This window comes from Streptomyces sp. NPDC056169 (assembly GCF_042268445.1).
GTDB lineage: Bacteria > Actinomycetota > Actinomycetes > Streptomycetales > Streptomycetaceae > Streptomyces.
The window spans coordinates 38,957-64,774 of the sequence record NZ_JBHJUO010000028.1 but is presented as its reverse complement, the minus strand read 5'-3'; the positions used below and the strand labels follow the sequence as shown (position 1 = coordinate 64,774).

The following is a 25,818-nucleotide window of genomic DNA, read 5'->3' as shown; positions in this document are numbered from 1 at the left end:
GAAGGAGACCCCATGCCCGAGACCGTCCTGCCCGCCGAGGCAGTTGCTGGCCGGCGCGTCGAGTTCGCCTACTACCGCGACCAGGACGTCTACCTGCCCGGCATCATCACCGCCATCACCGACGACCCCGCCAGCCTCCGGGTGCGCCTCGACGGCACCAGGTCCAACCTGGCCTGCCGCGCCGACTACGAGGGCATCCGCTACCTCGACCAGGTCATCCCGGTCCCCGACCTGCCGATGGGCCGCTTCCACCCCACCGTCCGCGACTTCGACGGGACTCTCTACGCCGGCATCCCCGTGTGCGAGTTCGAGGACGAGGACATCGTGCTCCTGACCCCCGACCCGACCACCGCCCGGGCTGCGCTCGCCGCGTACTTGGACGACCACGGCATGGACCCCGAGTACCACCGGCACCACCCGGACTGCCTGGAGTTGAGGTGGGTGGTCTTCGAGTGGCAGCCCGAAGACGCCGAGTGCCCGTGGCTGATGACGTTCGGCACTGGGGGAGCCGACATGGCCGTGCAGATCCACTACCTGCCGGCTTGAAACCTGGCGGTTCCCCCGCCACACACCATTCCCGCTGTGGCCGCCGCCTGACCCGCCCACCACGAAGGAGACCCCGTGCGTAGCAATCGAACCGCCACTGTCCAGACCACCTGCGACAACGAGGACTGCACCGCCTACGCGATCACTGCCGGACTGTCGGCGACCCGCGAGGAACGGGACGCCAAGCACCGCCGAATGCTGACCGACGACGGCTGGACGGATCTGGAGGGCCGCGACTACTGCCCTGACCACCCCAACACCTGACCCCGCACGCAAGCCGGCCGCCCCGGGGCTATCGGGGCGGCCACCCACAGCATCCCACCACCAGGAGCAGCACCATGTCCGACCTGATCGCCCCCGACCGAGCCGCCGAGATCCGGCGCGCAGCCGCCCGACACGCCGCCGGGATGCTCCACGTCTCCCTCACCGAGTGGGCGCCCCGCGAGTACGCCCCGAATGACGCCCGTACCGACGCCGAGGAGGAACTCCTCCGCGAGGAGATCGGCTGGATTGCGGACGAGCTGAAGGCCCGCGCCGTAGTCGGCACCCGCCAGCCGTGCGCGGTCTGCGGCCTGCCCTACCTGGTCAAGGCGAATGGGCTCATCGGCCGTCACAACGGCATGGACGCCGCCGGCTTCTCCACCGGCCGGACCTGCTCCGGCTACAACCGCCGTCCGAACCTCTCCGCCTGACCCTCGCCGCCGGGCCGTCCTCCGGGACAGCCCCCACCAAGGAGCCACCACATGACCCTCGACGAACTCATCACCGCCCTCGACGTCGCCGACCCCACCCTCGTCCTCCCGCACGGCTTCACCAACCCACACTCCTACCGCGGCTACTACGACGAGCTCGCCTTCGAGCCCGCCACCGACGTGCCCGTCGCCGACATGCTTGCCGATGCCCGCTCCGCCCTCGGTGCCACGTACACCGGGTGGAAGGGCGGCGACTTCGTCATGCGCGGCTACACCGACTGCTGGCTCGCCGAGGAGGGCAGCGCGGGCGGCGAGACCCTCGGCCCGCTGCTGCTGCAGTTCATGCTCGACGCCGGGATCCGGGACGCCGCCCGCACCGCAAGCGGACAGCAGCCCAAGACCGGGAAGCCGGACCAGGCCGTCGTCGACGAGTTCATCCGCGACATGGCGACCCGGCACGTCTGCGGGAACTGTGACGGCATCGACCCCACCACCTGCCTCATGAACCCCGACCCGGCTGTCAGACGGCACCTCGAGCAGCTGCGCGCCGAGTGCGACGCCGTCGGGCAGTCGGCCGACCCGACCATCGCCGACGACCCGATCCCGCTCCGCTGGGGCCTCGGTGACGTCCTCCACGGCGACGACGACACCGTGATCGTCTGCCTTTCCGGGCCCGCTCCCCACCGCGCGCCGTACTGGCTTGAGCTCGACCCCGAGCGCGCCGCCGCACTCCGCGACGACCTCGCCGGCCCCGCTGTCGGGCAGCCGGCCGAAGCACAGGCCGCCCACGAGACGCAGCCCCCGCGTATCCGGTGGCGCGTCGAGCACTACGACCCGCTCGCCAAGGAGTGGGCGCCCGGCATCGCCCTCCTCGTCCGAGAGCGCGCCGTTGAGCGCCTGGAGCACGCCCGCACGCAGGCCCCGCGCTGGAAGGACGACGGGAAGCCCGTCGAGCGCCGTCTCGTGCGGGAGACGACCACCTGGACCGTGGAGAACGAGACCCGATGACCCAGCCCACCCCGCGTACCACCTGGCAGGACGGCGACCCGTACCTGGAGGCCATCGCGGCCGCCGTATGGGAGCACTGCGAGAAGCAGCACGGCAGCGGCATCGTCATCGACGACCCGCGCAACATCGCCGAGGCCGTCGCCGCGACATCCCGGGCCGCCGCTTTCGACGAAGCCGCCGACGCCATCGACGCCACCTACACCGGCTTCGGCATTGACCGATACGTCCGCCACGGAGCTGACCTGCTCCGCCGGATGGCCGAGGAGGCCCGCTCATGACCCCCGTCGCGCCCTGCCCGTTCTGCGAGATCAACACCGGTCGTGCGCCCGCCACGTTCGTGCACGAGTGGTCCGACGCCATCGCGATCGTCCCTCTGAATCCTGTGGTCGCTGGGCACACCCTCGTAATCCCCAAGACCCACGTCACCGACTTTGCCGACAACCCCGACGTATCCGGGGCGACCGCGCGGCGGGCAGCGCAGCTCTGCCGCGACCTGGGCCTGGTGCACGCCAACCTCATCACCAGCCGAGGTGTCCACGCCACGCAGTCCGTGTTCCATCTCCACCTGCACCTCGTGCCCCGCGCGGCCGGCGACGGTCTGGCGCTGCCCTGGTACAGCGGCCGGACGCGGAAGACGGGAGACGCCCGGTGACCGCTGCTTCGTACCCCGTCATCCGCTGCGACGGCGAGGAGAACCTCGGCGGCCCCTGCGACAACGAGGTCGGCCTCCCCGGCGCGACCACCGTTGCCGAAGTCCGCAAGGGCAACCCTGACTGGCACCCACGCCCCGGCGGCCGCGACATCTGCCCCGACTGCTGGAAGGACGACATCCGATGACCCAGCCCACGGACCAGCCCGGCGCGTGCCTCCTCGACGCGTGCACCCGGCAGTGCACCACCGAATGCCGCGACGCCATCAACCGGGCCTGGCACTCGCTGTGCGGCCAGCAGCCCGTCCAGTCCACGGACCGGCCCGGCATCGACCAACTCACCAGCGACCAACTCGACCAGCTGTACGCCGAACGGGACCACGCCGTGCGCGTGGCACGGTCTGCCGCCCGCGACGCCGCGAAGGCCCTGAACGACCAGCTGGCGGCCGAGGAGCGCGCCGAGCGGGCCGAGGCCACCCTCACCGCCATCCGCGCCCGGCACGAGCGCAACCCGGAGGCCGACTACTGCGCCCTGTGCTCCAACCACGGCGACATCACCTGGCCCTGCGCCACCATGGCCGTCCTCGACCAGCACGGCCAGACCCGATCGGGGGAAGGTCGGTGACGGCCAGGGAGCAGCTCCGCGAGGTGGCCTTCAACGCCGTGGAGCCTGCCCTTGAGCCGTGGGGCGAGTACCTGCCTGTCGGCGCCCGGCAGGCCGTTGCCGACGCCGTCCTGAAGGCGATCCACCCGTACGCCGAGCACTGCGTGCACTACGTCGCGGCCCACCGCGCGCACCACGACCAGCCCGTAACCGGCTGCCCCTGGTGCGCGGCCGAGCCCAAGACCGTACCGACAGGAGACCTGCTGTGATCATCCGCCGCGTGTACCTCGACACCGAGTTCCTGCCCGCCGACCCCACCAACACCGGCCTCGTCTCCATCGGCCTCACCGACGACCAGGGCCGCTCGTACTACGCCGTCAACCGCGACATGGACACTGCGGCCGTGCTCGCGGTCCCGTGGATGGTGAACAACGTCTGGCGCTTCCTGCCCCGTGTGAACCACCCTCGCCGCGGTCACCCCAGCGAGCTGGACGTGACGCACGAGGACGTGAAGCCGCTCGAGACGATCCGATCCGAGGTCGCCCGGTACTTCGCCGACACCAGCGCCTCAGAGACCCGCCTGTACGCCTACTACGGCGGCCAGGACATCGGCCGGCTCCACATGCTCTGGGACAACGACTGGGCCGTGATGCCGCAGTTCATCCCGCAGTGGTTCACCGAGCTCCAGGCGCTCATCGTCGACGCCGGGAACCCGCGGCTCCCGGAGCAGCCCGCCGGTGCACACCATGCGCTCGCGGACGCCGAGCACAACCGTCGGATCCACGAGCACCTCCTCAGCCTGGCGACGGGACGCCCGGCATGACTCGAAGGAGCAGCTCGGCGGGCCCGTCACCGGCTGGTGGCGGGCCCGTCCCGTCTCTGACAGAGATTGAGCTGGCTGTCCTTGAGGCTGTCAGCAACGGTGCGACCTACCGAGTTATGGCGAAGCGGTTCGGCATGCATGTGAACACTCCCAACAAGATCGTGTCCCGGGTGTTGAGGAAGTTCGGGGCCCTGAACATCACTCACGCCGTCTATCTGGCCTGCCAGTGCGGCCTGCTGCCCATACGGGGCGCGGGAGACGCAGCGGGTATGACGCAGGCTGGGCCGAGCCTGCGTCTGTTGCGGTCGCTGGTGGTCGAGGGCTTCAGCGTCTCGTTCATCGCCGGTCGTATGGGCATGGGGCAGCCCGAGCTGAGTGACGTGATGGCCCGGACGACGATCACCGTTGCGATGGAGACCCGGGTACGTCGTGTCTTCGCGGAGTTGGCCGGCCGGGACCCGCTGGCGCTAGGGGTGCATCCCCGCGGCGTGACCCGGGCGCGGAATCGGGCGCGCGCGGAGGGCTGGGAGGTCGTGCCAGTCGAGGAGGTTCGGCACGTTGCGTGACCGTTCCTTGATCCAACTATGCCGCCGGTGCGGGCTTGAGACCCGTACCGGCCAGTAGGGCCATCAACGCTGTAACCCAACGTCGCATCGCCCTGGAGGAGCCCCATGACCGAGCCTGAGCACGTCTGCCGTCCCGGCGCGAGCGTCTACTACTGCCCGACGAACGGGAGCACGGAGTCTGACTGTCACGGCGGGTTCGACGTCTGCTGCGGCCGGCCTGACCTTCACGAGCCGATCGTCGCGGCCTCCGACGAGAGCCTGGACGGCCGGCGCCGGTACCTCGTGCCCGCAGGTCAGCTCCGCGTCGGTGGGGAGCCGGACGCCGTGCACCTGGCGCTGTACGTGTGGAACGAGCGGATGGACGGCTGGCTGGTCGGCCAGGGCATTTGTGGGCAGTCCGTCGAGGGAACCCCACGTTTCGTCGACACGGCCGTGGACTGTCCCGGCTGTGCCGAGTACCTGCCGGTGTACGAGGCTGCGCTCGGGCAGGAGCTGGCGGCGCTCCACGGCCGCGCCCGGGACCGTACGGCGCGCGCCCATGCCGGGGACACGGTGGAGAACGGGGCCTGGCACACGGTGTGGCTGGAGACCCGCTGGGAGTGGGTGACGTCGAGGATGACGACGGCGCAGCGGGAGTACGCCGCGGACCGGGTAGCGGCGTACGGCGAGCACCTCGCGGCGCTGGACGGCGAGGAGGGCCGCGGGGAGCCGGACGGTCTGCGGTGGTGGCGGAAGCGATAGCCGGCCGTTGTCATCAGGGGAGGGGAGCGGCCCGCGCCCGGGTAGGCGCGGGCCGTCGTCGTCAGCCCCAGTTCGGGTCGGCGGCCGCGCCCCACTCGGGCTCGTCCATACCCCAGCCGATGTCCCGGCGCCCCCAGCCGACGTCCTTCGGTGCCAGGCCCCATCCGCTGTCGCTCATGCGTGTCCCCTCCCGTGCCGTGGGCTGTGGTGTGCGCCCATTGGGGTGACCGTAATCGCAGGTGGCGCGTGTGACTAGCCTCAGCAAATCGAACAGAGGTACGTTTCTGGGGTGAGCAAGAACGATGCACCCCCTTCCTTCGCTTTCCCCGCAGACCTCACCGCCCTCCAGGCCCGCCTCCACCGAGCCCGTGCCGACTATGAGGCGCTGAGCCGGACCCTGCCGTGGTCGGTCGAGCCGATGCCCGGCTGGGCCCGCACAGTGCACCCCAACAGCAAGGTGGTCACCGACCCCGGTCGCGAGCCGTCCCCCGGCTACACCCCCGAGCAGCTCGCCGAGGACACCCGCCTGCGCGCCCTCGTGCGGGACCTGTCGGACCAGGTGTCCACGCACTCGTACTGGGGCACGCTCGAGCGTGGCCCGCAGCTCGTTGACGCCCGTATCGCGCTGAAGTCCCACCCCGACGTCCTCGCCGCCGGCGAGCCCGCGGTCGCTGAGGCGGCGTGAGCGGGGAGAGGCGCTCGCCGTGGAGATAGATGAGCGGCTGGACAAGCACCGGGCCGTCCGGGACTGGCTGAAGTGGCAGCTCAAGGAGACCGAGCGGACGATCCGGGACCTCGAGCACCAGGAAGCGGAGGACCGACGGCGCCGGGACGTCGCCCGCCGCGAGCAGGGGTGGGTGCTCCAGGCGTCCCGGGCCGTCGAGGGGCACCCGATGCTGCACCGCGGCGGATGCTCGCTCGGCGCCCGCCACGGAGTCAGTGGCCTCCTCGACCGCGACGGTGTCCTGGCCGCGGCCGAGGAGTACACCGACCTGGAGATGTGCGAGGTCTGCGCGCCGTGGGGGAGCCTCGGCATCCCCAAGCCGACCGCAGGCCGGGCGATCTCCGTCGAGGTCGAGTTCCCTTAGGCCTGCTCCTGGCGGCGCAGCGCGCGCCCGTCTGGTGGCTCAGGCCGACTTCGGGCGCCGCGACGCCGGCTTCTTCGGAGCCGCCTTCTTGGCCGTCGCCTTCTTCGCGGCGGTCTTCTTGGCCGCGGCCTTCTTCTTCGGCGCGGGCATCTCGTGGACGGTGGCATGCTCCCCCGTCTCGCCGCGCGACTCCTTGGCCTTGGCGACGGACGCCTCCAGCGCGGCCATCAGGTCGACGACCTGCCCGGCCGGCGCCTCCTCACCCTCGGCGGGCTTCGGCGCCCGGTGCTCGGCCTTGGCCTCGATGACCTCGTGGAGCGCCTCGGTGTAGTGGTCGGTCACGTCCAGGTCGGTGATGGAGTCGACGGCCATCGTGGCCATCAGGGCGAGCGCGCCCTCGATCTCGTCATCGGTGAGCTCGGTCTCGGGCGGGGTGAGCTCGGCGGAGGAGCGGATTTCGTCCCCCCAGTGGAGGCCGGACAGGAGCAAGGTGTCCGAGAGTGGTCGGAGCAGACCGAGCCGCTCGCGCCCACGCAGGGCGAATTTCGCCACTGCGACCTTTTCATTCCGCTCTAGGGCTTTTCTAAGCAGAACATATGGTTTTGCCGCCACCTGGCCGGCGGGAGTGATGTAGTACGACCCGGCGCCAAGCTGCACCGGATCAACCGTGGAGCGGTCGACGAAGGCGACGATCTCGATCGCTTTCGCGGTGGGGAGCGGCATGTCCGCCAGGTCCTGGTCCGTGATCGGGATGACGTGGTCCTTGCTGGCCTCGTACCCCTTGCCGATCTCGTCCTCGGCGAGCTCCTGGCCGTCGATCTCGCACGTCTTGCGGTACCGGATCCGGCCGCCGTCCTCCAGGTGTACCTGGCGCAGGGACACGTCGTGCTTCTCCGTCGCGTTCACAAGCTGACAGGGCACGGTGACCAGGCCGAATGAGATGGCTCCGGACCACAGGGGACGGGGCATCGCACGCTCCTCCAGGACCCCCCTGGACGTGCTCCCAGGCTATGCATCGCGGGCCCGTGATCGCATGCCCCGTGGGCTACCCGGTGACACGGACCCGGAGCTCGTACCGTGCGCCGCTGCTGATCGCCTGCGCCTGCTCGGTCAGGTCGGCGGTGGTGAAGCCGAGGAGCGCCTTGTCGGCGGCCGCGCGGAGCAGCGGCACGATCTCGGCGACCGGCCGGCCACGGTGAGAGACGGCGAGATCGGCGTAGGCCCGCTGGTACGGGGCTCCGTAGGCGCCCTTGGGGTCGTGGAGAAGGTGGTCGATGTCCTGCGCGCTGACGGTGATCTCTCCCATGACCCGCTCCCTGGCGTCGTCGGCCGGGGCGGCTCCCGGCCTTCCTGCTCACGACGCTACGAGCCGCCACTGACAACGACGGTCCGAACGGGCTACTCGCCGGGCTTCACCGGGACGATCTCGATGTCGCTGACGCCGTCCTCGGCTTCCTTGCGCGCCTTGTAGTGCTCGGCGCTCTTCGCGTCGTAGCTGACGACCGAGACCTGCCGCTCGTCCCGCCCCTCCCGTGTCCACATGAGCCGGTAGATCTGCACGTCGTCCTCCGTCGTTCCTGGGGTGGGGCCCGGCGGCAGCATCGGCTTCAAGGATGGGCGCCGCCGGGCACCGTCAGGTTGTCACGGCGCACTGACACCGCCGGTACGGCTGCGCGAGGGTCATGGCCGTGTACGACGACGGCGCGCCTCGGGCCTCCCGTGGGGAGCCGGGAGGTGGGCGCGGCCCCGCCCTCACGAGCGACGCAGGGCGGGACCGTTGCGGTGTCGCATCGGGGGATGTGTCCGCTGCGCTCACCCTGCCACCGGGCCGGTTCGGTACGCCATAGGTGTGCACGAACCGGCCTCTGGCATATGCGGGACCGGCTACCGCTGCGGGCAGTCGGTGGGGTTGCCCGGGATACCGATGTGGCGCGGCTCCTCCCGCGGCTCACCGATGACGTGGACGGGCACCGAGACCGGGCGGTCGCAGCTGGGGCAGAGAGACGTCACAGGGGTCACGAAACTTCCTTCCGTAAGGGGTTCCTACGCCCCTTAGTGCAGCCGACAAGGCCCGGACAGCACGTCGCTCCAGGAATGTTCGGTGTGTCGCACCACGGCCCGTTCCTGCGGACGTGCTACCCGGCGCCGGGTCAGCGGCGTCCCGCGAGCCGCTGGTCGTCGTACGAGCCGGTGCCCGTGGACACGGCGGCCGGGTCCGCGAGCTCGGTGAGCGCGTGCACGGCGGCGTCCATGCGGTCGGGGGAGTCCATGCCCGGGATCCACGTGACGAGCTGGCCCTCGAGACGCGGGTGTTCGCCGACGTGGTGGACGAGACCCTGGGCGTACAGCTGCGCGATCGGCTCGGCCCTCAGACGTTTGCCGACCTTGGCATGTACCGGGATGATCGCGGGCATCAGCCGGCCCTTGGTCTCGCCCCACCGTTCCAGGTCCGCCCATGCTTGCCGGACGATTTGTTCGGCCTGGTCGCCGCCGAAGTTGTCCTCGATGACGATCGCGTCGGCGTCGGTCTCGAGAGCAAGGCGCCCCACCTCGTGGCCGCGAGTGTCGGCGCCCATGCGAGCCGACCGGTCGGCGACCACGTAGTACTGCCCGTCTGCCGTACGGCCGGCAGCGACGAGGCCGGTCTCGTCGTTGTTCGCGCCGCCTCCACCAGCGGTGTCGACAGCTACGACGATCCGGGACAGGTCAACGCCGCGGAACTGGACCGGGGTGATGCGGTGCTCGGTGATCCACGCCCACTGCCATGTGCCGCCTTCGAGCGGCCGCGGCTGCTGCTGGTAGAGCGACCACCAGACCCGCTCGCCGACTCCGCGCCGGATCCGCTCAAGGTCCTGGGTGCCGTACCGCTCGGGCCACAGGGCTTGGCCGGGCTGACGCCCAAGAGGATCGTCCTCGGCCATGGCGATGGCAGGCAGGTCCAGCACGGTCCACTCGTCGCCCTCGGTCTCCAGCAACCGGCCGGAGAGGTCGTCCGGGTTCCAACGGGTGTTGATGACGACGAGCGACCCGTTCGGTTCGAGGCGGGTCAGGGCGACGGACTGCCACCAGTCCCAGACCCGGTCGCGCTGGGTCTGGGACTCGGCGTCGTCCGAGCCCTTGAAGGGGTCGTCGACGATCAGGCAGTTGTGGACGAGTACACCGTCAGCAAAGAAGTTGCTGTTGCCTTCCACCTGGAGGTCATGGACTCGGACGCCTGGCGCGTGTACTCGGCGAACCACGGATACGGAGTCTGCGTGGACTTGTGGTGCACCTGGTGGCAGCTGAAGCAGAGCAGGAGCAGGTTCTCGACGCGGTTGTTCGCGGGGTCCTCGTCGAGGTGGTGAACGATCAGGTTCGACTTCTGCGCCGGCGCGCCGTTCCTGGTGAAGGTGATCGGCTTGTACGGGGCCGAGCAGGCTACGCAGGCGTCCTTGTCCCGCTCGAAGATGAGCGGGCGGGTCTCCTTGAACCACTTGCTGTAGCTGGTGCCGTCCTTGTAGTGCGAGTTCCCCGTTCCGAGCATCCGAATGGAGTGCGCCCTGTCCGCGCAGGGACGCGAGCAGTACACGGTCCGGCTCGACCTCCGCCGGAAGAACAGGCCGCACATCGTGCAGGGATGTTCTGGGTGCTCCCTGGCCTCGACGCGGCACTCCACCGAGCAGAACATCCGGTTGGAGCGCCCCGGCATAGGCGTGTCGCATCGGTCGCAGCGCTTCGCGTTCTTGACCGCATGGTGCGCTTGCGAATGCGGCCTGCAGCAGTAGAACGAGAAATGCCCGCGCCGCATCGCCTTGTTGTAGTCGCACCGGGGTTTCAGGAATTCGACGCCACACCAAAGGCAGCGCAGGCGAACCTTCACCGACCTGGCTTGCTGGTAGCAGTCGTGGCAGGACGGACCCCTGCCATTGCTCCCCTTGTCCTTCCCGCAGAGTATGCAGATCCTGTTCGCCCGGGACGTCGTGTGTACTAAGCCCGTCCCCGGGCCGTAGAGCCTTGGCCTGCCGGTATCCGGATCCGGGGACATAGAAGGGGTGATCTGCGGTAGCCCGTACTCGAAGGCCACGGCGGGTGACGACTTCAACGAGTCCATCGGTCGTGGTTGTCCTTGTCGCCAGCACCGGACGCCATTCGGTTCGCCCGGATTCATGATTGAAGGACAGAACTCGTGGCTTCGGACTAATTTCGACGAGTTCCGCTATCGAAATTCTACCGATTTCTGTTGTGATGAGAGTCGAGTCCGGGAAACAATTCGCTCCCTTTCCCGTGAGGCCTCCGCCCACGCCTGCGGTGACCATTCCCCCCTCGTGGCCCGCGATGTCGAACCGGTTCGCAGCGTGCGAAGCCGGGTTGAGGGAGATCCCGAGTTCCTCGGAGTAGCCGGTGATGGTGTCGCGGATCCACCGGCCGTGGTCGTCGGCGAGGGTGGCACTGTACGAGGCCAGCATCAGCCGGTGGTTGGGGTGCTTCCGCAGGTACCAGACCGGGGCCCAGCGGGATGCCCGTCGGCTCTTGCCGTGCCGCGGAGGCATAGTGAGCATGACCTTGACGCGCTCGCCTCGGGCGATGCGCTGGAAGGCTTGGTCGACGAGGTCGAGGTGGCGCGCCTGCATCTCCTTACCGTTGGTGAGGACGGCCGCCAGCGCGCCGGGGGAGCGGCCCATGGCCATCTGCCGCTCGACGTAGGCAAGCTGCTGGCGGAGGGCAGGGCTGGCGCGACGGGCTACGCGGCGGCGCTCTGCCACGGGAAGAGTGCGGTAGTTGTCGAGCAGGGCGTCTTCAACGAGGTCACTGGATGCTGTCGTCACCCTGCTCCTCCTCCGCGTCGTCCTCGTCGTCGCCGTGGGCATCGGTCTGCCCTGCGAGGCTGATCAGCTCGTTCAGCTCGGCGAGCGTGCCGGCCAGCGGCACGGCCCCGCCGCCGGGTCCGGACAGCTCAACAGCGGCGGGGGCGTCCAGGCCGAGGAGCTTGGCGCGCCGGTCGATGAGGCGCAGGACGGTGTCGACCGCGCGGACGTCGACGCCCTCACCGACCCACTGGCCTTCCTTGTCGAAGACGGGGCGCTTCTCCGTGGCCTGCGGCCAGACCGCCTCCAGCAGGGCGTCCAGGCGCTCGCTCTCCTGCTGCCGGTACACCGACACCTCGGCGGCCTCGTCGTCGCGGTTCGTCTCGAGCGCGCGGACGAGGTCCTTGCGGGCGGCGCCGGGTGAGGAGTAGCCGAGGTCGAGGATCCGCGCGTCGTCGAACGGGATGCCGCGGCGCCGAAGGCGGATCAGGTTCGCGCGGCGGGCGGCGGTGTCGGCCTGGTGGGCCTTGGACGCTGGCACGGTGGGGCTCCCGTGATGTGGTCGGCCCCGCGCCTTACCTGTGATGATCCCCGATCTGCTGGTTTGTGATCCCTCTGCCTGGTTGCGGTGGCATCCTGCGCGGATGAGACATGTACGCAGGGTGGGGGCTGCTGCGGCCGGTGTGGCTGTGGTGGCGGTGCTGATATCGGGGTGTGCCGGGGGTGGTGACGGGGTGTCTGCTGCGCCGTCGGCGTCGGCTGTGGTGAGCGATGCGCCGACGGTTGAGGAGACGGATACGGAGCTGCCGTTCTCGACGGAGGACCCGTACGCCACGGAGGAGCCGACTTTCGCCGCTGGCCCGGAGGGGGAGATCGACAAGCTGGCGCACGAGGAGGACTGGACGGTCGATGAGGTGACGTACGGCTCCGCCTCTGGCTTCGTGACCAGCATCTGCGAGTCGCTGGAGGGCGAGGAGAACGGCAAGCCGCATCCGCAGTGGCTGGTGGAGGGGCACTACCTCGACGGGGACGGGAAGGCCGTCTTGCAGGCGGGGGTCCCGAAGCTGTGTCCGAAGGCGGCGCCGATCCTGAAGCAGGCGGTGTCGGGGAAGTACGACCGCTGGTACGGCGAGGGCACGTACGTGGTGTCGTCGAAGCCGGTGGAGGGGGAGGAGACGATCCCGCCGGGCACGTATCGGGCGGAGGGGAAGATGGACGACTGCTACTGGGAGCGCACCAGTGAGTCCGGGGAGATCATCGACAACAACTTCGCGACCTCGGCGCGGAAGATCACGGTGACGATTCGAGCGTCTGATGGGCAGTTCACGTCGGAGCGCTGCGAGACGTGGAAGCCGGTGAAGTAGCCGGCCGAGGGAATGGGGCGGGCCCGCCAGACGGGGTGACTGGCGGGCCCGAGACAGGTGAGCAGCCGCCCTGCCACAGCGCGGGGACACTAGCGGGAGAGCGGCTGCTGCTACCGGAATTCATGGTGGCAGGCCGGACGCGGTTTGTCTGAGCCGCTATCCCCCGATGCCCCTGGCTATCGCTCGGGCCAGGGGCATCGTGTGTTCGGGGTCAGGCGTTGAGCGCGGGTCCGGCGGTAATGACGAGGTGGTCGCTGGCCTCGATGGCGTTGGCGCGCTGGGCGTTGAGGCTGGTCTGGTCGGGGACGTTGCGTAACGCGTAGGTGGCGTCTGCGGCGTCCTGCGCGGTGGGTGCGAGGCCGGGCAGGAGGATGGACACGCGCAGGAGCGGGGCGGTGATCGCTGAGCGGGTGGCGTGTGAGGCGGTACGGGCGTCCGTCCAGTCTTCGCCGCGGAGGCGGAGGTCTTCGCGGACCCACATTGCGCGGCGGTGGTCCGCCAGGGCGGTTGCCAGCTCGCTCACTGCGGCGATGCCTTCGTTTCGGCGGGTGGTGGCCTCGGCCGTGGTGCGCTGGGCGCGCTGGCTGAAGTGCTGGAGGGCGCCGGTCAGAAGGGCTCCGGCAAGGGTGCCGAGGACGGCAACGATGGCAGTGATCATGGCTGATCTCCTTGGATGCGGCGTGTGGCTGGGGCAGTCGCTTCAGTCGCTGAAGACGTCGTAGCTCTCGGGGGCCGGAACGCAGCGGCTAGGCGGCCTCGTCGCTGGCCTCTGGACGGCTGCCCAGGGCGACCTTCGAGGCTTTCCCTTCCTTGATCCGGTGGATCTTTCCCGCCTTTTCCAGCTTGTTCAGGACGTTCGCGAAGGTCGACTCCGCGACCCCGCAGGCGGCCTGCAGCTGGCCCCGTTCCACGTAGTCGATGTCGCTGGGGTCGATGTCGTCGCCCTCGTCGACCATGTCCACGTACATGGGGTCGGACTCGTCGCGGAGGGCGGCCAAGACCTTCTCCTCCGACGTCAGCTCCTTGGCCTTCGGGAGGTCGACGCCGGCGAACATGGTGCCTGCCTCGCCGGTTGCGCCTTCGCCGTCCTTCTCCTCAAAGCCGGGGATGGGGGTTCGGGCCAGTTCCTCCATGTGCGCCTGGTCGCCCCACCAGGGGACGTCGGCCGGGGCCAGGATGTTCTCCTGCCGGATGTGCTCGGTGGCGTCCTCCAGGGTGTCGATCCGCATCATGCCGGCGCGCCCGCCCGGTGCCGCGACGTAGCCGAGACCGAAGGTGCGGCGCGGGTCCGACTCGTCCATGGTCGGGTCGTACACCAGCGCGTCGTCGTCCTCCACCCACACCGGCGGGATCAGGGAGGGGTCCAGGCCCTCGAAGCCGGGGGGAAGGTCGCCCAGGTTCACCTGGTCGCTGTCGGTACGGAGGATGATCCAGGTCCCGCCAGCCAGGAGGTTGGCGCGGATCGCCTGCTCGCTGCCCAACTGGTCCAGGTTCACGGTCTGGTTGATCAGGACCCAGGGCATGCCCAGGGAGCGGGTCAGGGAGGCGCCGTCCTTGACGATCTTCACGGCCTCCTTGCGGTTCGGTGCTCCCGGGGACAGCATCTGGGCGGCCTCGTCCAGGATCGTGGCGCAGTACGGCCGCATCGGAGACGGCTCGAAGTTCTTCAGTTCCAGTCGGGCGGCCTCTTCGATCCGGTGCTGGAGAACCCACCAGGACAGTCGCATGGCCCCCAGGGCGCCGTACTGCGTCAGGCCGCTGTACGCGGCCATCTTCGGGATCGCGGGGTTGCTGGCGCCCTTGGGGTCGCCGTAGATCTGGGCCATCTTGTTGGCGTGGTACGCCAGGCTGATCATCTGGCCCGTGCCTCCCTTGCCGGAGCCGGTGGTACCGGCGATCACGACGTGGAGGGCGCCCAGCTTCGGGTCGAACAGCTGGATCTTCGCGGGGAAGCCGGAGACGATCTTCCCGATGTTGACCCAGCCGCCCGGGGTGGCCTTCAGGGAGTCCAGGCCCTGGAAGTCGTGGCCGGCCTCCAGCGGGTTGTGGTCCATGACGCGGATGATCGCGCGGCGCGGGTCGCGTCGTCCCGGTTCGTAGGAGACGAGGTCGATGGAGCGGCGGAGCGCGCCGGCCAGCTCCCCGAGGTTGACGACGCGGGGGAGGGCGTCCAGGTCGTCATCGGCCACGACGCGCGCGACCTGGCCGCCAGTGTTCTCGTCCTTGCCGACCTCTTCCAGGTGAGTCTTCGGGAGGACCCGCGCCCGGACTCGTTTCCAGGCGCCCTGGAGGGTGGAGGGGTCCAGCTCCGCGCGCTGGGTGTACCAGACGGTGATGATCGCCTCCCCGGAGTGCGCGCCGTACTTCAGGTCGATGTCCCCGACCTGGCGCCCGAAGAGGCTGGAGACGGTCTCCTTCGACACGTTCACGGAGTCGCCCAGGGCGGCGGTGATCCGGCCTTCCCAGCGGTCCGCGTAGATGACGACGTCGGAGAGGACCTGGTTGCGGTGGCGTCCCGTCTTCGGGTCGCTGATCACGCGCCCCCAGGCCGCGATCATCTTGTCGGCCAGGGACACCGGGCTCGGGTTGCCGGTATTGGCCGGGGCGGCCTGCGCCGTCGGCTGCGCCTGCTGCACCTGGATCTTCTGCCGGCCGAAGACGCGGCGCAGGCGCCAGCCGGTGAAGACGACCGCGGCCCACCAGCCCAGCGACAGGATCCCGGGAATGGTGATCGGCTCGAAGACGCCGGCCATCAGCGCTTCGGACGCCTCGGCTCCGCCCAGCTGGCCCAGGGCCAGGCCCATGCCGGTGGTGATCGTGGAGATCCCCATGGTGTCGCGGTGCGCCCGTGCGATGTCGATCCCGGGGAGTTGGTTCGCCCAGCGGCCCAGGCGGTTCATGTAGTTGGCGCCGGCGAACGTCGCGCCGGCCAGGAAGCCGGCCCCGGCGTAGACCGCCGCGTTCGGGTCCAGGTAGGGGGCCAGGATGCCCACCCCGACGGGGAGGGCGATCTGGAGCGCCGCGGCGGCGCGCTCCGCCGGTTCCGCGTTCGGCACGGTCTTGGTGATGGTGGGCATCGGGAACAACTCCGTGTCTGGATCGTGGGTGATCCGCAAGGGCACGGCCAGCCTGCAGGGTGCGATCCCCGAGGCCCGGCCGTGCCGGTGGTGGGTGGTGCCGGGTGGTGCCGGGTGGTGCTATTCCTGCTCGAACCAGTCGCGCGACACCTTCTCCAGGTCCGTCACGCTGGAGCGGTCGAAGGCTTCCTGGAAACCGGCGTGGGTGGTGCGGGCCTGGTCGCCTGCCGCCTTCGCGGCCTTCGCGGTGTCGGACGTCTTCGAGGCGTAGGTGAGCGCGCCCTCCGACACCCCGCGGATGATCTTCGCCAGCTCCTGGCACTCCGCCAGGGAGTCACGGTCCACGCTCTTGGCCCCCAGCGCGTCCGCGTCGGAGGCGGTGTCGTCGGCCAGTTCCTTGATGTTGTCCGCGGCCTTCTTGACGCCCTCCGCGTTGCGGGCCAGGGCCTTCTCCTTGTCCTGGGTCTTTCGGACGAGGACCTTGTACGTCAGCTCCGCCATGATCAGCTTTCCTGCCTGGTCCTACGCGGCGGGCGCGTAGGAGCCCTTGTCGTTGTAGAAGCGGAGCTCGGCCGGCTTCGTCTCGTCGCTGTCCACCACGGCCTTGTACAGCGGCGCGTACCTGGTCCCGATGTTGGTCAGGACGACCTTGCACATCTCCGCTGCCCGCTTCGCGCGCTTGTGGAGTTCGGCGGCCTCTGCCGCCTGGGCCTTCGCGTGGTCGGCCAGCTTGGTCAGCTTCGCGGCCAGCTTCTCCCCGCCCTCGACGGCCTTCGCCTGCTCGGCGAGCTCCTGACAGTCCTTCGCCTCGTCCTGGGCGGCGGCTTCGAGCGACTTGCACGCGTCCGCCACCTTGACCAGGTGGTTCTCCTTGGCCTCCAGCTTCCGTTCGTACTGCTTGAAGTTGCGCAGCTCCTTCCGGCTGATCGACCCGCGGGCACCGTCCGTGCCCAGGGTCAGCGTGTTGGCGTCGACTTCCTTGACCAGGAGGGGCTTCACGTCCGTGCTCACTCCGTCGTCTCCTTCGTCCGGCGGGGCGATGACGGTCGTCTGGGCGCTGGGCTCGGTGACCGTCGTCCCCTGCTGCTTCGGGTCGTCCTGCTTCGGGTCCTGCTGCTTCGCCTTGTGGTCGGCGTGCGCCTTGTCCAGCCGGGCGTGTTCCTTGCCGTTCTCCGCCTTCTTGTCCTGGTATCCGTCCTTCGTTCCCTTCGCGTACGCCTTCACGTGATCGACCGTGTCCCGGACCACGGAGCCGTCGCCATGGCCCGTCTCCCTCGAGCGCTGGAGCGGGGTCCGGTTGTCGGTCCGGTCGGTCCCATTCGCGCCGTGGCCGGCGGCGCCGTTCTTGCCGTTCTTGCCGGCGCCGCCGCTCGACGAGCCGGATCCGCCGCTGCTCCCGGACGAGCCGTCCGAACCCTGGCCACTGCCGCCGCCCTTCTTCAGGTCGGCCTGCGTGCCCTTGCCCTTGTCGGCCTTGTCCTTCGATTCGCCGGAATTCCCGCCGGACGAGGCGCCAGACGTCGATCCACCGCCGCTTCCGGAGGCACCGGGCTTTCCGTCCTTGCCCGCTTTTCCGCCAGCTCCCGCGTTCCCCGAGGAGCCGTCCTTCCCCTTACTCCCGGAATCCTTCGACGGATTGGAGCTGGTGTCCTTCAATGAACCCCCGCCACCGTTTCCACTGGTGCCGCGCCCGCCGCCGGATCCACCATTCCCATTCAGGCCGGACGAGCCGCGCCCACCGCCTCCCGTGGCGCCGCCGCTTCCGACGCGCCCGGTACCCTTGGAGCCATTCCCGGTTGAATTACGGCCCGAATTCCCACCGCTACTTCCGCCGGAATTCTGGCCGCCTGCGCCGGACCCTCCGGAGCCGTTTCGGGTGGGAAGCCCAGGCGACTTCATAACCGTGGTGGTCCGGGCCTCTTTCACCTGGTGCGCGCCAGCCCTGGCCTTCTCCAGGTCCAGCCGCTTGTTCGCCGTCCCGCCGCCCTTCGCCCAGCGGGTCGCGCCCGCCCGGATCAGCGTTTTGACCACGCCCTCCTTGTACCGGGTACCGGCCGCGTCGGATCCGGCGCCGGTCAGGTCCTCCGGGGCCTTGAAGGACTCGCTGGTGACGCCCGGGGAAGATCGGTCCACCACTCCGTCGGGGTCCGCCTTCGCGGCCGGATCGTCACCGTCCGGCCTGGCACCGGCACCGGTCGCGGCGACCGGCCGGGCCGGCTCCACCGCGGCCATCAGGGCGGCCATGATGCCGGTGTCTCCAGCGGGCGCCGGCGCAGTGCTGGCGGCTGGCGGAGCGGGCAGATCGGGTGGTCCCCCGGGGGCCAGGGGCGCCGTATCGGTCGCCATCATTTCCTCACTCTCCGTGGTCTCCGGTGGTTCCTCACTCCTTGCCTCCCGGCGGAGAGCAGCCGATCAGCGGACCTTAGGGCCCGATTACGGCACTCTCCGCCAGGAAGGAAGGAGTAAGTAATCACCGTGCGTGACTACGCTTCGGCCTTCTTGCCCTTGCGTGCGAACAGCGCGACGGCCAGGCCGCCACCGGCGACGAGACCCAGCAGGGTGGGGGAGTTGATCCCGCCGCCGCCCTCTCCGTCACCGGCATTCCAGGTGCTGCCGGCGGCCTCCATGCCGAACCCGTCGGCGGCCTCGTACTGCTGCTTGCAGTCCGCCACGACGCTGCTCCTCGAGGGCGCTCCGTACCCCTTGCCGAGCTGGCCGGAGGAGTCCTTCACGCACTTGTCGACGGCCGCCTGGATCCTGTCGGCGGAGGCGGCCGCGGCCTTCTTGTCGGTGCTCGCCTGCTCGTTCCGGATCCTCATTTCCTCCAGCTCCAGCTTCTTCATCTGGATCTGGAGGGCGGCGGCCTCCTTCTCGTCCTTCGCGACGGCCGCCGAATGGACCTGGAACCAGATGGTTCCGCCGCCGATGATCGCCACCCCGGCCACCGCGACGGCGACCTTCCCGCGGCGAGTCATACCGGCCTTCTTGTGATTTGCTACCGGGGTTCCGTACGGTCCTTCATCGGCGTACGGAGAAGCGTCCGGAGCGCTATTCCCGAAGGTCATTCCGGCCGCCATTCCGGCCTGAATTCCTTCGAATGCCCTCTCTTCGTCCGGTGTCATTTCAGTCTCCGTTCCTACGTGCAATGTCGGAGGCTGCAGAGATCATGGCCTCCACGCCCTGGAAAGTGTTGCTGGAAAGATCGTTCCACGCCCAGAAATCCATGTTCACGCCCTGGCGCGCCAGCTGGGTCTGGAGGTAATTCACGGACCTCCCCCGGTCGATCGCGGTCACGTGTCCGGTGGATTCCAGAAAGGTCTGGGCACCCCTGATGCACATACGCCCGGTGGGGGAGAAATCGCAGGTCTGGCACCAGCCGTAGCGGTTCAGGACCTCGATCACCTGGGCCAGGTGGAACGAGGGCTTCAAGGGGCGCGGCTCCTGCCAGAGCCCCAGGTCGGCCATCGCGGACCGGATCCCCTTGGGGATCACGCGCTGGCCCCAGGTCGGAGGGTCCGGGGCCGGAGGAGGGACCCGTGGGTAGCGGGACGACTGCGGCCGCACCGGGGCGGTGGGCTGCGGCCCGGCCGGTGCCTGGCGGCTGATGAGCGGGGCCGTGGTCGGCTCAGCGGTGATGAGTCGGGTCTGGCTCACAGGTACATCCCCGTTCCGTCGGTGATCCGGTCGCGGGCGTCCTTGAGACGGCGGCCGGCGGTCGCCGGGCTCACGCCGAGGAGCTGAGCCGCGAGGGTCTTCGTGAGCTGCTCACCGGCCCTGAGCCGCTGAGCCAGAGCCGTGATCTGCTGCTCCCGCTCGTCCGTCTCCGGCTCGGGCTCACCCGGATCCTCGGCGGTGGTCTGTGCCGTGAGCTGCGGTGCCTTGGTGAGGGGCGGCTCAGACGGGATCAAGACGGGCTCACGTGAGACCTGCTGGTCAGAGTCGTGCAGTACCGGGCGGGTGCTGACGAGGATCGGGCTGGCCGTCTCGGTGGTGGTGGCCGGGTGATCCGTGCGGCTCACGCCGATGGGGGCCGTCGCACCAAGGGCGTGAGCCGACTCGGCCAGGCCCTGATCCGCCTCGTCCGGGGCGTGAGCCGGGGCAGCGGTTTCCAGGGCGAGCGGCTCACCGTGAGCCGCGAGCATCGGCTCACCGGCTCCGGCGAGCATTCCGAGGAGAGCCATGTCGGCTCCCTGGGTGAGCCGGGTGCGCTGAACGCCGACGAGCCCTGAGCCGAGCTCGGTGTCGCCGTCGCCGACCTTGCGCATGAGCCGCCAGGCCTTGAGCTCCGAACGCTTCCGCACCCAGCTCCGGGGGTGGCGCTGAGCCTGGGCGGCGTGGAACGCGATCTGCCTCAGGAGTTCGGCGTTGCGGCGCTGCGCCTCGACGTCGGTGTTGCTGGTGTAGGTGACGATGCGGCGGGCGATGAAGCTGGCGCCCTCGGCGGCCGCGGTCATGGCGAGGGGGGTGAGGGCGTAGATGACGGCCTCGCGGAGGCGGGGCGCGATGACGAGGCCCATCACCGAGGCGGCCACGGGGACGAGCCAGAGGGCGGCGCGGGCGATGAGGGGGGCCGCCTGGCCGAGCATGGTGACGGCAATCATGACGATCGCGGCGATGAGCGTGGCACCTTCGCCGGCGGCAAGCATGCCGAGGGCGGTTTCGCCGCTGCCGAGCTGGGTCTTGGCGTTGTGGTAGGTGCCGACGCCGCCTCCGATGCCGACGGCGATCATCGGGATGGTGGCGAGCGCGAGGGCCCAGATCTGCCAGCGGTTCAGCCTCCGCTGCTGGGGGGCGGGCCCGGCGGCGGCCAGGGCCGCGGGGTCCCTGTCGGTGTCGTATGGCGGCTGGTCGCCGGCCGGGTGGGTGCTCATCGGGTTCGGTGTCCTTCCGGTTCGGGGGAGGAACGGGCGGGGTCAGTGGGTGTTGCGGGCGTTGGCGTAGTCGGCGGGGGTGCAGCCGGCGGCCTGCGCGGTGTCGAGGACCTGGTTGACGTGGACGGCGGCCTGCTGGGCCTGGGGGCTGTTGAGCCCGTGCTGGGCGGCGACGGCGACGAGGTGCTGGCCGGCGGCAACGGCCGCAGCGGCGGTGGCCTGGATGACGTCCTGCTTGCTGGTCACGGTGGTCCTTTCAGGGCAAGGGGGGCGGTCAGAACCAGCGGCGCTTCTGCGGGGGCGGGGCGGCGATCGCGTCCTGACGGGCGGCGGCCTGCCGGTACCGGTCACGGCGGTTCAGCGCCGCGTCCCGCTTCTTGGCGGCCTGGGCTACGGTGCCGGGGTCGTGGTAGTCGGTGCCCGGACGGCCGTAGACGTCGGCGGACATCTGCTGCATCTGTGCTTCCTCGTCGGCGGCGTGCGCCTGCTTGCGGGCGATCTCGGCCTGGCGTGCGGCGGACTGGCGGACGTACTGCTGCTCGGCGGTCTCCACCGGCGTGCGGGTGAACAGGCCCATTACGGGGTTCCTCTCGGGTCAGGCGGCGGTGGCGGGGGCGATGGGGGTGTTCTTGCCGGAGCGGGTGGTGCCGGCGATGAGCAGGTGCACGGTGGCCGGGGAGGCCCCGGGGGCGATGGCGTCGATGGCGGCGAGGTGCTCGTACGACTCGTGGTCGGCCGACGACCAGGTGGCGGGGTCGCCATGCGCGGTACGGAACTCGATCGGGGTCGGGATGGCCATGAGGTTCACGTCCTTCGGGCGGGTTCGGCGGTCCAGTGGGTGTTGGTCCGGCGGATGGTGACGGCGAGTCCGGTGATGCGGCCGGCGTTCGCGGTGACGGGGCCGCACTGTTCGAGCTGGGAAAGGAGCTCGGCGATCTGGGTGGCGATGGCCTGGGCGCGCTGTTCCTTGCGGTGGAGCTCTTCGGGGCTGCCGGTGTGCATCGGGCCTCCGGTGATGGGGGTGGTGGGGGTCCGGCCCGTTGTCGGCTCCCGGGCCGGACCCCGCGGGGTGGTGGTGTGGGCTGTCAGCTGCTGCGGGGGTTGAACTTCACGCGGGAGGCGGGCTTCTCGTTGCTGGCGGGCTGCGCCGGCTTCGGGGTGCTGCGCCGGCCGTCAAGGTTGATCCGGACGCGGGAGGTGGGCTTCTGCTCGGCCATGAGGGGCTCCTTGAGGGTGTGGAGGGGTGAGGTCCAGCGGGTCAGCTCATGAGGCGGTACTCGCCGACCGCGTCCGGGATGTCCTTCAGGTACGGGATGGCCTTCCTCAGCAGGGCGTCCTGATCGGTGGCGGTGACGTCGGGGTCGGCGGCGACCCTCAGGAGCGACGCGGCGGTCTCGAACTCCTCGGCGAGGGTGATGTAGGCGGAGGTGAGGGTGTCGCCGGCGGTGGACAGCTGGTCGGCGAACTCGGCGAGGGTGGTGGCCGGCGTCTGGCTGGTGACGGACGCGATGTCCGCGGCGTACTTGGCGACGAGGCTGTCGGCGGTGAGGACGGCGGTCTTCGACACGGCAGGACTCCTTCGGGGAGAGGTGGCAGGCAGTGGAAGTGGGTCTGGTCAGGAGGTGGTCTGGTTGGTGAGGCTGCCGACCTTGGCGACGTGGGCTTCCTGCTCCTTGATCAGGCGCTGGGCCTGACCGGCCGCCGTGTACCGGCCGTACTCGCCGCGGTAGTCGGCGCCGTACTCGTCGACCGAGGAGATCAGCCAGTCCTTGGCCTCGGGGAATCCGGCCGCGATCAGTGCCTCGTCGTAGCCGAGCATCTCCTCGTGCATGTTCTGCTCGTGGACCTCGGCGATCTCCCGGGCCCGCTGGTCGAAGGCGATGGCGGCGGCCAGGTAGGTGTCCTGGGTGTCGACCAGGCGGGAGACGGCGGGCTGCCACTCGGTGGCGGCCTGCGGGTCGCGCAGGTAGGCGAACGCGGCCTCGACGGCTCGCAGGGCCTGCTGGTGCGCCTTCCACAGGTTGCTGGCGTCCTTCACAACCTGCTTCAGCTGGGCGACGTGGCGGGCGTTCTTCCACTCGACGCGGGCCTGGCTGTAGACGTCGTCGAGGATGTGGCGGGCGATCTCGCGGAGCTCGTACTCGGCCTCGGCGGCGATCGGGCGGCCCGCCTTCTCGTCGAGGTGCTTGTAGGCGAGGTTCGGGTGCTCCCAGCACCGGTTGGGCTCCGTCGGCTTGGGCTCCAGGCCGGTGAACGGGGTGAAGGTGTACCGGAGGCTGCCGTAGGCCGGCGTCACGGTGGTCAGCTTGGCCGGAAGATGCGGGCGCAGGCGGTCGAGGATCTCGGTCAGCTGCTCGCCGGTGAACTTGTACGACGACATGCGGTGCTCCTTCAGGGTGTGGAGGGGGAGGGGCCCGGCCATACGCCGGGCCCCGTGAGGCAGGTGGGGCGGGCTCAGAGGCCGTCGATGCGGGCGGCGGCCTCCGAGAGCCGCTCACCGGGTGCGAGCTCGGCCAGGTCGTACGCGAACTGCTCCCCGAGCTGTTGCACATCCCGCGCTGTCTGGGCCGGGAGACTGTCGAGAGCCGGGTTCGAGGCGCTCGTCAGCCGCTGGACGAGGAGGCCGATGGCGCTCAGGACGTTGGCGTCGGCACCGGCGAGGGTGACGAGCGCGGACTGGGTCTGGTCGGCGCTCAATTTGTCGAGTGCCAGGAGGCGCATGGCGTCGGCCATGAGGTCGATCGCGGGGTGGATCCCGACCATGTCGTCCAGGACGCCGGCGAGCTCGTCGTCGAGCGGCGGGACCGGCGCGGTACGGGACGGAATCGGGGCCGCGAAGCCGGGGACATGGGTGGAGGGGTAGTCGTTCACTCCTGCTCCCCGTCCCAGTCGCCCAGGACCATGTCCTCGTACGCGGCGACCGACGCCTGCGGGTTGTCCCCGTCGAGGACGTCGTCGAGGAACGACGTCGGGTCGATCAGGTTGAACACGTCCTCGACGTTGTCGACCAGGTCGAGCGTGTTCTCGACCTCGGGGACCTTGGCGAACATGTCCTCGATCGCGGCGATGAGCAGCGGGTCCAGCTCGTCGTACTCGATCCCCGCCATCACGCCACGCTCCGAAGGCCGACACGGGCGGCGGCCGGGACCGAGGCGCCGAAGCGGCAGTCGGTGCCGTCGCACGACCAGGACCCGCAGAGACCGCAGGAGTCCTCCTGCGCAGCGGTCGGCAGGAACCGGACGTTCGGGGCGAGCCGGAGCACCGGCTGCTGGACGTAGCCCGGCTCCATCGTGGCGAGTGTTCGACGGGCCGGCCGGGTGACCAGTTCGTCGTCACGCTTCATGCGGCACAGCGCGTCGGCGAAGACGTTGGGGGTGGGGTGGGCGGTGTGGAGGGTCAGACCGCTACGGTTGTTCATGGCGGATCGCTCCTGGTTTGTAGGTGCGCGTTCGCCGGGTCCTTCGGGGCCCTGAACGGCCCAGGTGTCCAACCACCTGGGCCGTTCGGCGTTTCCGGGCTCCCGCCGATTCCGACAACCTCAATGTAGACTAGTTTCCCAACGTTCCGCTACATGTAGCGATAGAAGTTTCCGTGAACTACTCTCAGAGGGCACACCACTGCACACAACGACGTGGGCAGTACACGACAGAGAAGGGAGGCAGGCCATGCCCAGGAAGCCCGGGTATGCGGTGATCGCTGCGCACTTCCGGCAGCAGATCCAGGACGGAACGCTCCGTCCTGGGGACGAGATGCCGAGTTACCAGAACGTCAAGGACCAGTTCGACGTAGCGCACACGACCGTGAACCGTGCGTACCGGGTCCTCAAGATGGAGGGATTGGTCCTCGCCAATCCAGGCGCCAACATGGTTGTGGCCGCGCCGGCCAGCAACAACATCGGGACGCGAGTCGCGCTGCACGCAGCCACTGGCAGCGCCCTCGACGGGGGCGAGTCGTCACGGATTCTCGAGGTGGGAACCGTGGGTGCGGATGCGCTGGTGGCCCCTCGGCTCGACATCGCGCCTGGTACACCGGTGCAGGTTCGGCGGCGAGTCGTTAGCAGGGGCGGTGTACCTGTGCACCTGAGCAGCAGCTACTACCCCGCCTATGTGATCGCGGTGACGCCTGAACTCCAGCAGCCGGTCTCCACCGGCGCCTCGCGGGAGCTGGCAGCTGAGCGGCTTGGTGTCGCTCAGGACGAGGTCCTCGAGGAGGTGACCAGTCGGCTCGCCACCGAGGCCGAGAAGGAGGTCCTGGGGCTGACTGCTTCTGAGGTGGTTGTAACCCAGGTCGTCCGCACCGTGACGCTGGAGGACGGGCGGGTCGTTGAGGTGGCGGTGAAGGTTGCCGAAGGATCGACCATCCTCCGATGGACCACGTCGCTCCGAGCGCCGGAAGGGGGCGATGACGCCTGATCCTGACGCGCTCAAGCGTCCAGCTTGAACGCGCAGCGGCCGACCGGCTTCCCAACCGGCCGACCGCCCTTATGGCCGCTGTCCTGCGAAGACTTTCGCGGCCACGTGAACCACCCGTTGCAGAGAGGTTCGGCATGAGTCTACTTGGAGATCCTCCAAGCGATTTTCTGTTCGGTGGCCGCCGATGAGCAGCTCCGACGCCCCCCTGCCCGACGACGATCCCCGCATGCCGCCAGCCGTGACCTTTGCCTCCGGAGCCGAGCTTCTGATGCAGCTGGGCATCGTCGAGAGCATCACCCGTGAGGGCGTCCGCCACATCGCTGACACCGACCCCCTCTGGCCGTTCGGCAAGGGGCGCGCGTACCCGTACTGGCCGCTCGCGAACGCCAAGGTCATGGCCACGCAGCCGTTCCTGAAGTTCTTCCGCGAGCGCAAAAGACGGCCCAAGACCACGTAATTCCGCCGGGCTGTTCTTGCGCCCGGACATGCCGAAGGCCGGCGAGCTAACGACTCAACCGGCCTTCGAAGCGCAACAGCGGGTTCCCGCCCGCTGCATCAAGACCCATCTCGCGAAAGAGGTATCTCGGTGTCGA

General features: G+C 69.6%; 40 protein-coding genes and 1 pseudogene. 17 read left to right on the top strand and 24 right to left on the bottom strand.

The window, feature by feature from the left end; translation table 11 throughout:
- Positions 1 to 12: 12 nt before the first annotated feature.
- The 14 genes from ACFC0G_RS35820 (at position 13) to ACFC0G_RS35755 (ending at position 6,717) form a co-directional block, all read left to right on the top strand.
- Positions 13 to 546, top strand: a complete 534-nt coding sequence (locus ACFC0G_RS35820) for a hypothetical protein (RefSeq protein ID WP_376412022.1) — start codon at positions 13 to 15, stop codon at positions 544 to 546.
- A 75-nt stretch (positions 547 to 621) separates the two neighbouring features.
- On the top strand, positions 622 to 810 hold the full coding sequence (locus ACFC0G_RS35815; protein ID WP_376412020.1) for a hypothetical protein: 189 nt from the start codon (positions 622 to 624) through the stop codon (positions 808 to 810).
- 74 nt (positions 811 to 884) lie between these two features.
- Positions 885 to 1,238: a hypothetical protein gene (locus tag ACFC0G_RS35810; protein ID WP_376412017.1), complete on the top strand. Its 354-nt coding sequence runs from the start codon at positions 885 to 887 to the stop codon at positions 1,236 to 1,238.
- A 51-nt stretch (positions 1,239 to 1,289) separates the two neighbouring features.
- Positions 1,290 to 2,246, top strand: a complete 957-nt coding sequence (locus ACFC0G_RS35805) for a hypothetical protein (RefSeq protein WP_376412014.1) — start codon at positions 1,290 to 1,292, stop codon at positions 2,244 to 2,246.
- A complete protein-coding gene (locus ACFC0G_RS35800) occupies positions 2,243 to 2,524 on the top strand; it encodes a hypothetical protein (protein WP_376412011.1) in 282 nt (93 codons plus the stop codon). Before ACFC0G_RS35805 ends, ACFC0G_RS35800 begins: the two co-directional genes overlap by 4 nt.
- Positions 2,521 to 2,898, top strand: a complete 378-nt coding sequence (locus ACFC0G_RS35795) for an HIT family protein (protein ID WP_376412008.1) — start codon at positions 2,521 to 2,523, stop codon at positions 2,896 to 2,898. The genes ACFC0G_RS35800 and ACFC0G_RS35795 overlap by 4 nt, the downstream gene beginning before the upstream one ends.
- Entirely contained in the window at positions 2,895 to 3,083 is a 189-nt protein-coding gene (locus ACFC0G_RS35790; RefSeq protein WP_376412005.1) for a hypothetical protein, read from the top strand. Before ACFC0G_RS35795 ends, ACFC0G_RS35790 begins: the two co-directional genes overlap by 4 nt.
- Positions 3,080 to 3,520, top strand: a complete 441-nt coding sequence (locus ACFC0G_RS35785) for a hypothetical protein (RefSeq protein WP_376412002.1) — start codon at positions 3,080 to 3,082, stop codon at positions 3,518 to 3,520. The genes ACFC0G_RS35790 and ACFC0G_RS35785 overlap by 4 nt, the downstream gene beginning before the upstream one ends.
- The gene (locus ACFC0G_RS35780; protein WP_376411999.1) at positions 3,517 to 3,768 is read left to right on the top strand and encodes a hypothetical protein; all 252 of its coding nucleotides are present in this window, start codon (positions 3,517 to 3,519) and stop codon (positions 3,766 to 3,768) included. Before ACFC0G_RS35785 ends, ACFC0G_RS35780 begins: the two co-directional genes overlap by 4 nt.
- Positions 3,765 to 4,322, top strand: coding sequence for a hypothetical protein (locus ACFC0G_RS35775; protein ID WP_376411997.1), 558 nt, complete (start codon positions 3,765 to 3,767; stop codon positions 4,320 to 4,322). Before ACFC0G_RS35780 ends, ACFC0G_RS35775 begins: the two co-directional genes overlap by 4 nt.
- A gap of 116 nt (positions 4,323 to 4,438) precedes the next feature.
- A complete protein-coding gene (locus ACFC0G_RS35770) occupies positions 4,439 to 4,888 on the top strand; it encodes a hypothetical protein (protein ID WP_376411994.1) in 450 nt (149 codons plus the stop codon).
- A gap of 105 nt (positions 4,889 to 4,993) precedes the next feature.
- Complete coding sequence (locus ACFC0G_RS35765; RefSeq protein WP_376411991.1) at positions 4,994 to 5,629, top strand: hypothetical protein; 636 nt, start codon at positions 4,994 to 4,996, stop codon at positions 5,627 to 5,629.
- Positions 5,630 to 5,918: 289 nt separating this feature from the next.
- Positions 5,919 to 6,314, top strand: coding sequence for a hypothetical protein (locus ACFC0G_RS35760; protein WP_376411988.1), 396 nt, complete (start codon positions 5,919 to 5,921; stop codon positions 6,312 to 6,314).
- A gap of 19 nt (positions 6,315 to 6,333) precedes the next feature.
- Positions 6,334 to 6,717 carry a DUF6233 domain-containing protein gene (locus ACFC0G_RS35755; RefSeq protein ID WP_376411986.1) on the top strand — a complete coding sequence of 128 codons (384 nt, stop codon included), beginning with the start codon at positions 6,334 to 6,336 and terminating at the stop codon, positions 6,715 to 6,717.
- A gap of 39 nt (positions 6,718 to 6,756) precedes the next feature.
- Here ACFC0G_RS35755 and ACFC0G_RS35750 read toward each other — a convergent pair whose 3' ends face one another.
- The 7 genes and pseudogenes from ACFC0G_RS35750 to ACFC0G_RS35720 form a co-directional block, all read right to left on the bottom strand.
- Positions 6,757 to 7,686 (bottom strand): Ku protein, encoded by a 930-nt coding sequence (locus ACFC0G_RS35750; RefSeq protein WP_376411984.1) that lies wholly within the window; start codon positions 7,684 to 7,686, stop codon positions 6,757 to 6,759.
- Between the two features lie 76 nt (positions 7,687 to 7,762).
- Positions 7,763 to 8,023: a hypothetical protein gene (locus ACFC0G_RS35745; protein ID WP_376411981.1), complete on the bottom strand. Its 261-nt coding sequence runs from the start codon at positions 8,021 to 8,023 to the stop codon at positions 7,763 to 7,765.
- A 92-nt stretch (positions 8,024 to 8,115) separates the two neighbouring features.
- The gene (locus ACFC0G_RS35740; RefSeq protein WP_376411978.1) at positions 8,116 to 8,319 is read right to left on the bottom strand and encodes a hypothetical protein; all 204 of its coding nucleotides are present in this window, start codon (positions 8,317 to 8,319) and stop codon (positions 8,116 to 8,118) included.
- Between the two features lie 282 nt (positions 8,320 to 8,601).
- Positions 8,602 to 8,736, bottom strand: a complete 135-nt coding sequence (locus ACFC0G_RS35735) for a hypothetical protein (RefSeq protein WP_376411975.1) — start codon at positions 8,734 to 8,736, stop codon at positions 8,602 to 8,604.
- 131 nt (positions 8,737 to 8,867) lie between these two features.
- Entirely contained in the window at positions 8,868 to 9,908 is a 1,041-nt protein-coding gene (locus ACFC0G_RS35730) for a hypothetical protein (RefSeq protein ID WP_376412132.1), read from the bottom strand.
- A gap of 12 nt (positions 9,909 to 9,920) precedes the next feature.
- Positions 9,921 to 11,012, bottom strand: a pseudogene (locus tag ACFC0G_RS35725) (hypothetical protein); the annotation flags it as partial.
- A gap of 490 nt (positions 11,013 to 11,502) precedes the next feature.
- Positions 11,503 to 12,042, bottom strand: coding sequence for a hypothetical protein (locus ACFC0G_RS35720; RefSeq protein WP_376411972.1), 540 nt, complete (start codon positions 12,040 to 12,042; stop codon positions 11,503 to 11,505).
- 103 nt (positions 12,043 to 12,145) lie between these two features.
- Between ACFC0G_RS35720 and ACFC0G_RS35715 the strand changes: the two genes are divergently transcribed.
- Positions 12,146 to 12,865 (top strand): hypothetical protein, encoded by a 720-nt coding sequence (locus ACFC0G_RS35715; protein ID WP_376411969.1) that lies wholly within the window; start codon positions 12,146 to 12,148, stop codon positions 12,863 to 12,865.
- A gap of 211 nt (positions 12,866 to 13,076) precedes the next feature.
- Here ACFC0G_RS35715 and ACFC0G_RS35710 read toward each other — a convergent pair whose 3' ends face one another.
- The 17 genes from ACFC0G_RS35710 to ACFC0G_RS35630 all read right to left on the bottom strand — a co-directional run bounded on the left by ACFC0G_RS35710 (position 13,077) and on the right by ACFC0G_RS35630 (position 24,231).
- On the bottom strand, positions 13,077 to 13,523 hold the full coding sequence (locus ACFC0G_RS35710; protein WP_376411966.1) for a protein kilB: 447 nt from the start codon (positions 13,521 to 13,523) through the stop codon (positions 13,077 to 13,079).
- Between the two features lie 88 nt (positions 13,524 to 13,611).
- Positions 13,612 to 15,942 carry a hypothetical protein gene (locus ACFC0G_RS35705; protein WP_376411963.1) on the bottom strand — a complete coding sequence of 777 codons (2,331 nt, stop codon included), beginning with the start codon at positions 15,940 to 15,942 and terminating at the stop codon, positions 13,612 to 13,614.
- Positions 15,943 to 16,062: 120 nt separating this feature from the next.
- Complete coding sequence (locus ACFC0G_RS35700; RefSeq protein ID WP_376411960.1) at positions 16,063 to 16,443, bottom strand: hypothetical protein; 381 nt, start codon at positions 16,441 to 16,443, stop codon at positions 16,063 to 16,065.
- Positions 16,444 to 16,464: 21 nt separating this feature from the next.
- The gene (locus ACFC0G_RS35695; protein ID WP_376411957.1) at positions 16,465 to 18,186 is read right to left on the bottom strand and encodes a hypothetical protein; all 1,722 of its coding nucleotides are present in this window, start codon (positions 18,184 to 18,186) and stop codon (positions 16,465 to 16,467) included.
- A gap of 239 nt (positions 18,187 to 18,425) precedes the next feature.
- Positions 18,426 to 18,917: a hypothetical protein gene (locus ACFC0G_RS35690; RefSeq protein ID WP_376411955.1), complete on the bottom strand. Its 492-nt coding sequence runs from the start codon at positions 18,915 to 18,917 to the stop codon at positions 18,426 to 18,428.
- A 148-nt stretch (positions 18,918 to 19,065) separates the two neighbouring features.
- Positions 19,066 to 19,407: a hypothetical protein gene (locus ACFC0G_RS35685; protein WP_376411952.1), complete on the bottom strand. Its 342-nt coding sequence runs from the start codon at positions 19,405 to 19,407 to the stop codon at positions 19,066 to 19,068.
- A 185-nt stretch (positions 19,408 to 19,592) separates the two neighbouring features.
- Entirely contained in the window at positions 19,593 to 20,813 is a 1,221-nt protein-coding gene (locus ACFC0G_RS35680) for a hypothetical protein (protein WP_376411949.1), read from the bottom strand.
- Positions 20,814 to 20,855: 42 nt separating this feature from the next.
- On the bottom strand, positions 20,856 to 21,059 hold the full coding sequence (locus ACFC0G_RS35675; protein WP_376411946.1) for a hypothetical protein: 204 nt from the start codon (positions 21,057 to 21,059) through the stop codon (positions 20,856 to 20,858).
- 28 nt (positions 21,060 to 21,087) lie between these two features.
- Complete coding sequence (locus tag ACFC0G_RS35670; RefSeq protein ID WP_376411943.1) at positions 21,088 to 21,390, bottom strand: hypothetical protein; 303 nt, start codon at positions 21,388 to 21,390, stop codon at positions 21,088 to 21,090.
- Between the two features lie 18 nt (positions 21,391 to 21,408).
- Positions 21,409 to 21,612: a hypothetical protein gene (locus tag ACFC0G_RS35665; protein WP_376411940.1), complete on the bottom strand. Its 204-nt coding sequence runs from the start codon at positions 21,610 to 21,612 to the stop codon at positions 21,409 to 21,411.
- A gap of 5 nt (positions 21,613 to 21,617) precedes the next feature.
- Positions 21,618 to 21,815 (bottom strand): hypothetical protein, encoded by a 198-nt coding sequence (locus tag ACFC0G_RS35660; RefSeq protein ID WP_376411937.1) that lies wholly within the window; start codon positions 21,813 to 21,815, stop codon positions 21,618 to 21,620.
- A gap of 83 nt (positions 21,816 to 21,898) precedes the next feature.
- Positions 21,899 to 22,030: a hypothetical protein gene (locus ACFC0G_RS35655; RefSeq protein WP_376411934.1), complete on the bottom strand. Its 132-nt coding sequence runs from the start codon at positions 22,028 to 22,030 to the stop codon at positions 21,899 to 21,901.
- Between the two features lie 41 nt (positions 22,031 to 22,071).
- Positions 22,072 to 22,380, bottom strand: coding sequence for a hypothetical protein (locus ACFC0G_RS35650; RefSeq protein WP_376411931.1), 309 nt, complete (start codon positions 22,378 to 22,380; stop codon positions 22,072 to 22,074).
- A gap of 48 nt (positions 22,381 to 22,428) precedes the next feature.
- Positions 22,429 to 23,193 (bottom strand): hypothetical protein, encoded by a 765-nt coding sequence (locus ACFC0G_RS35645; RefSeq protein ID WP_376411928.1) that lies wholly within the window; start codon positions 23,191 to 23,193, stop codon positions 22,429 to 22,431.
- Between the two features lie 74 nt (positions 23,194 to 23,267).
- Positions 23,268 to 23,684: a hypothetical protein gene (locus tag ACFC0G_RS35640; RefSeq protein ID WP_376411925.1), complete on the bottom strand. Its 417-nt coding sequence runs from the start codon at positions 23,682 to 23,684 to the stop codon at positions 23,268 to 23,270.
- Positions 23,681 to 23,920: a hypothetical protein gene (locus tag ACFC0G_RS35635; protein WP_376411923.1), complete on the bottom strand. Its 240-nt coding sequence runs from the start codon at positions 23,918 to 23,920 to the stop codon at positions 23,681 to 23,683. The genes ACFC0G_RS35640 and ACFC0G_RS35635 overlap by 4 nt, the downstream gene beginning before the upstream one ends.
- The gene (locus tag ACFC0G_RS35630) at positions 23,920 to 24,231 is read right to left on the bottom strand and encodes a hypothetical protein (protein WP_376411920.1); all 312 of its coding nucleotides are present in this window, start codon (positions 24,229 to 24,231) and stop codon (positions 23,920 to 23,922) included. Before ACFC0G_RS35630 ends, ACFC0G_RS35635 begins: the two co-directional genes overlap by 1 nt.
- Positions 24,232 to 24,478: 247 nt before the next feature.
- On the opposite strand from ACFC0G_RS35630, the gene ACFC0G_RS35625 reads away from it, so the two are divergent.
- Positions 24,479 to 25,225 carry a GntR family transcriptional regulator gene (locus ACFC0G_RS35625; protein WP_376411917.1) on the top strand — a complete coding sequence of 249 codons (747 nt, stop codon included), beginning with the start codon at positions 24,479 to 24,481 and terminating at the stop codon, positions 25,223 to 25,225.
- A 184-nt stretch (positions 25,226 to 25,409) separates the two neighbouring features.
- The gene (locus ACFC0G_RS35620; protein ID WP_376411914.1) at positions 25,410 to 25,682 is read left to right on the top strand and encodes a hypothetical protein; all 273 of its coding nucleotides are present in this window, start codon (positions 25,410 to 25,412) and stop codon (positions 25,680 to 25,682) included.
- Positions 25,683 to 25,818: the final 136 nt, after the last annotated feature.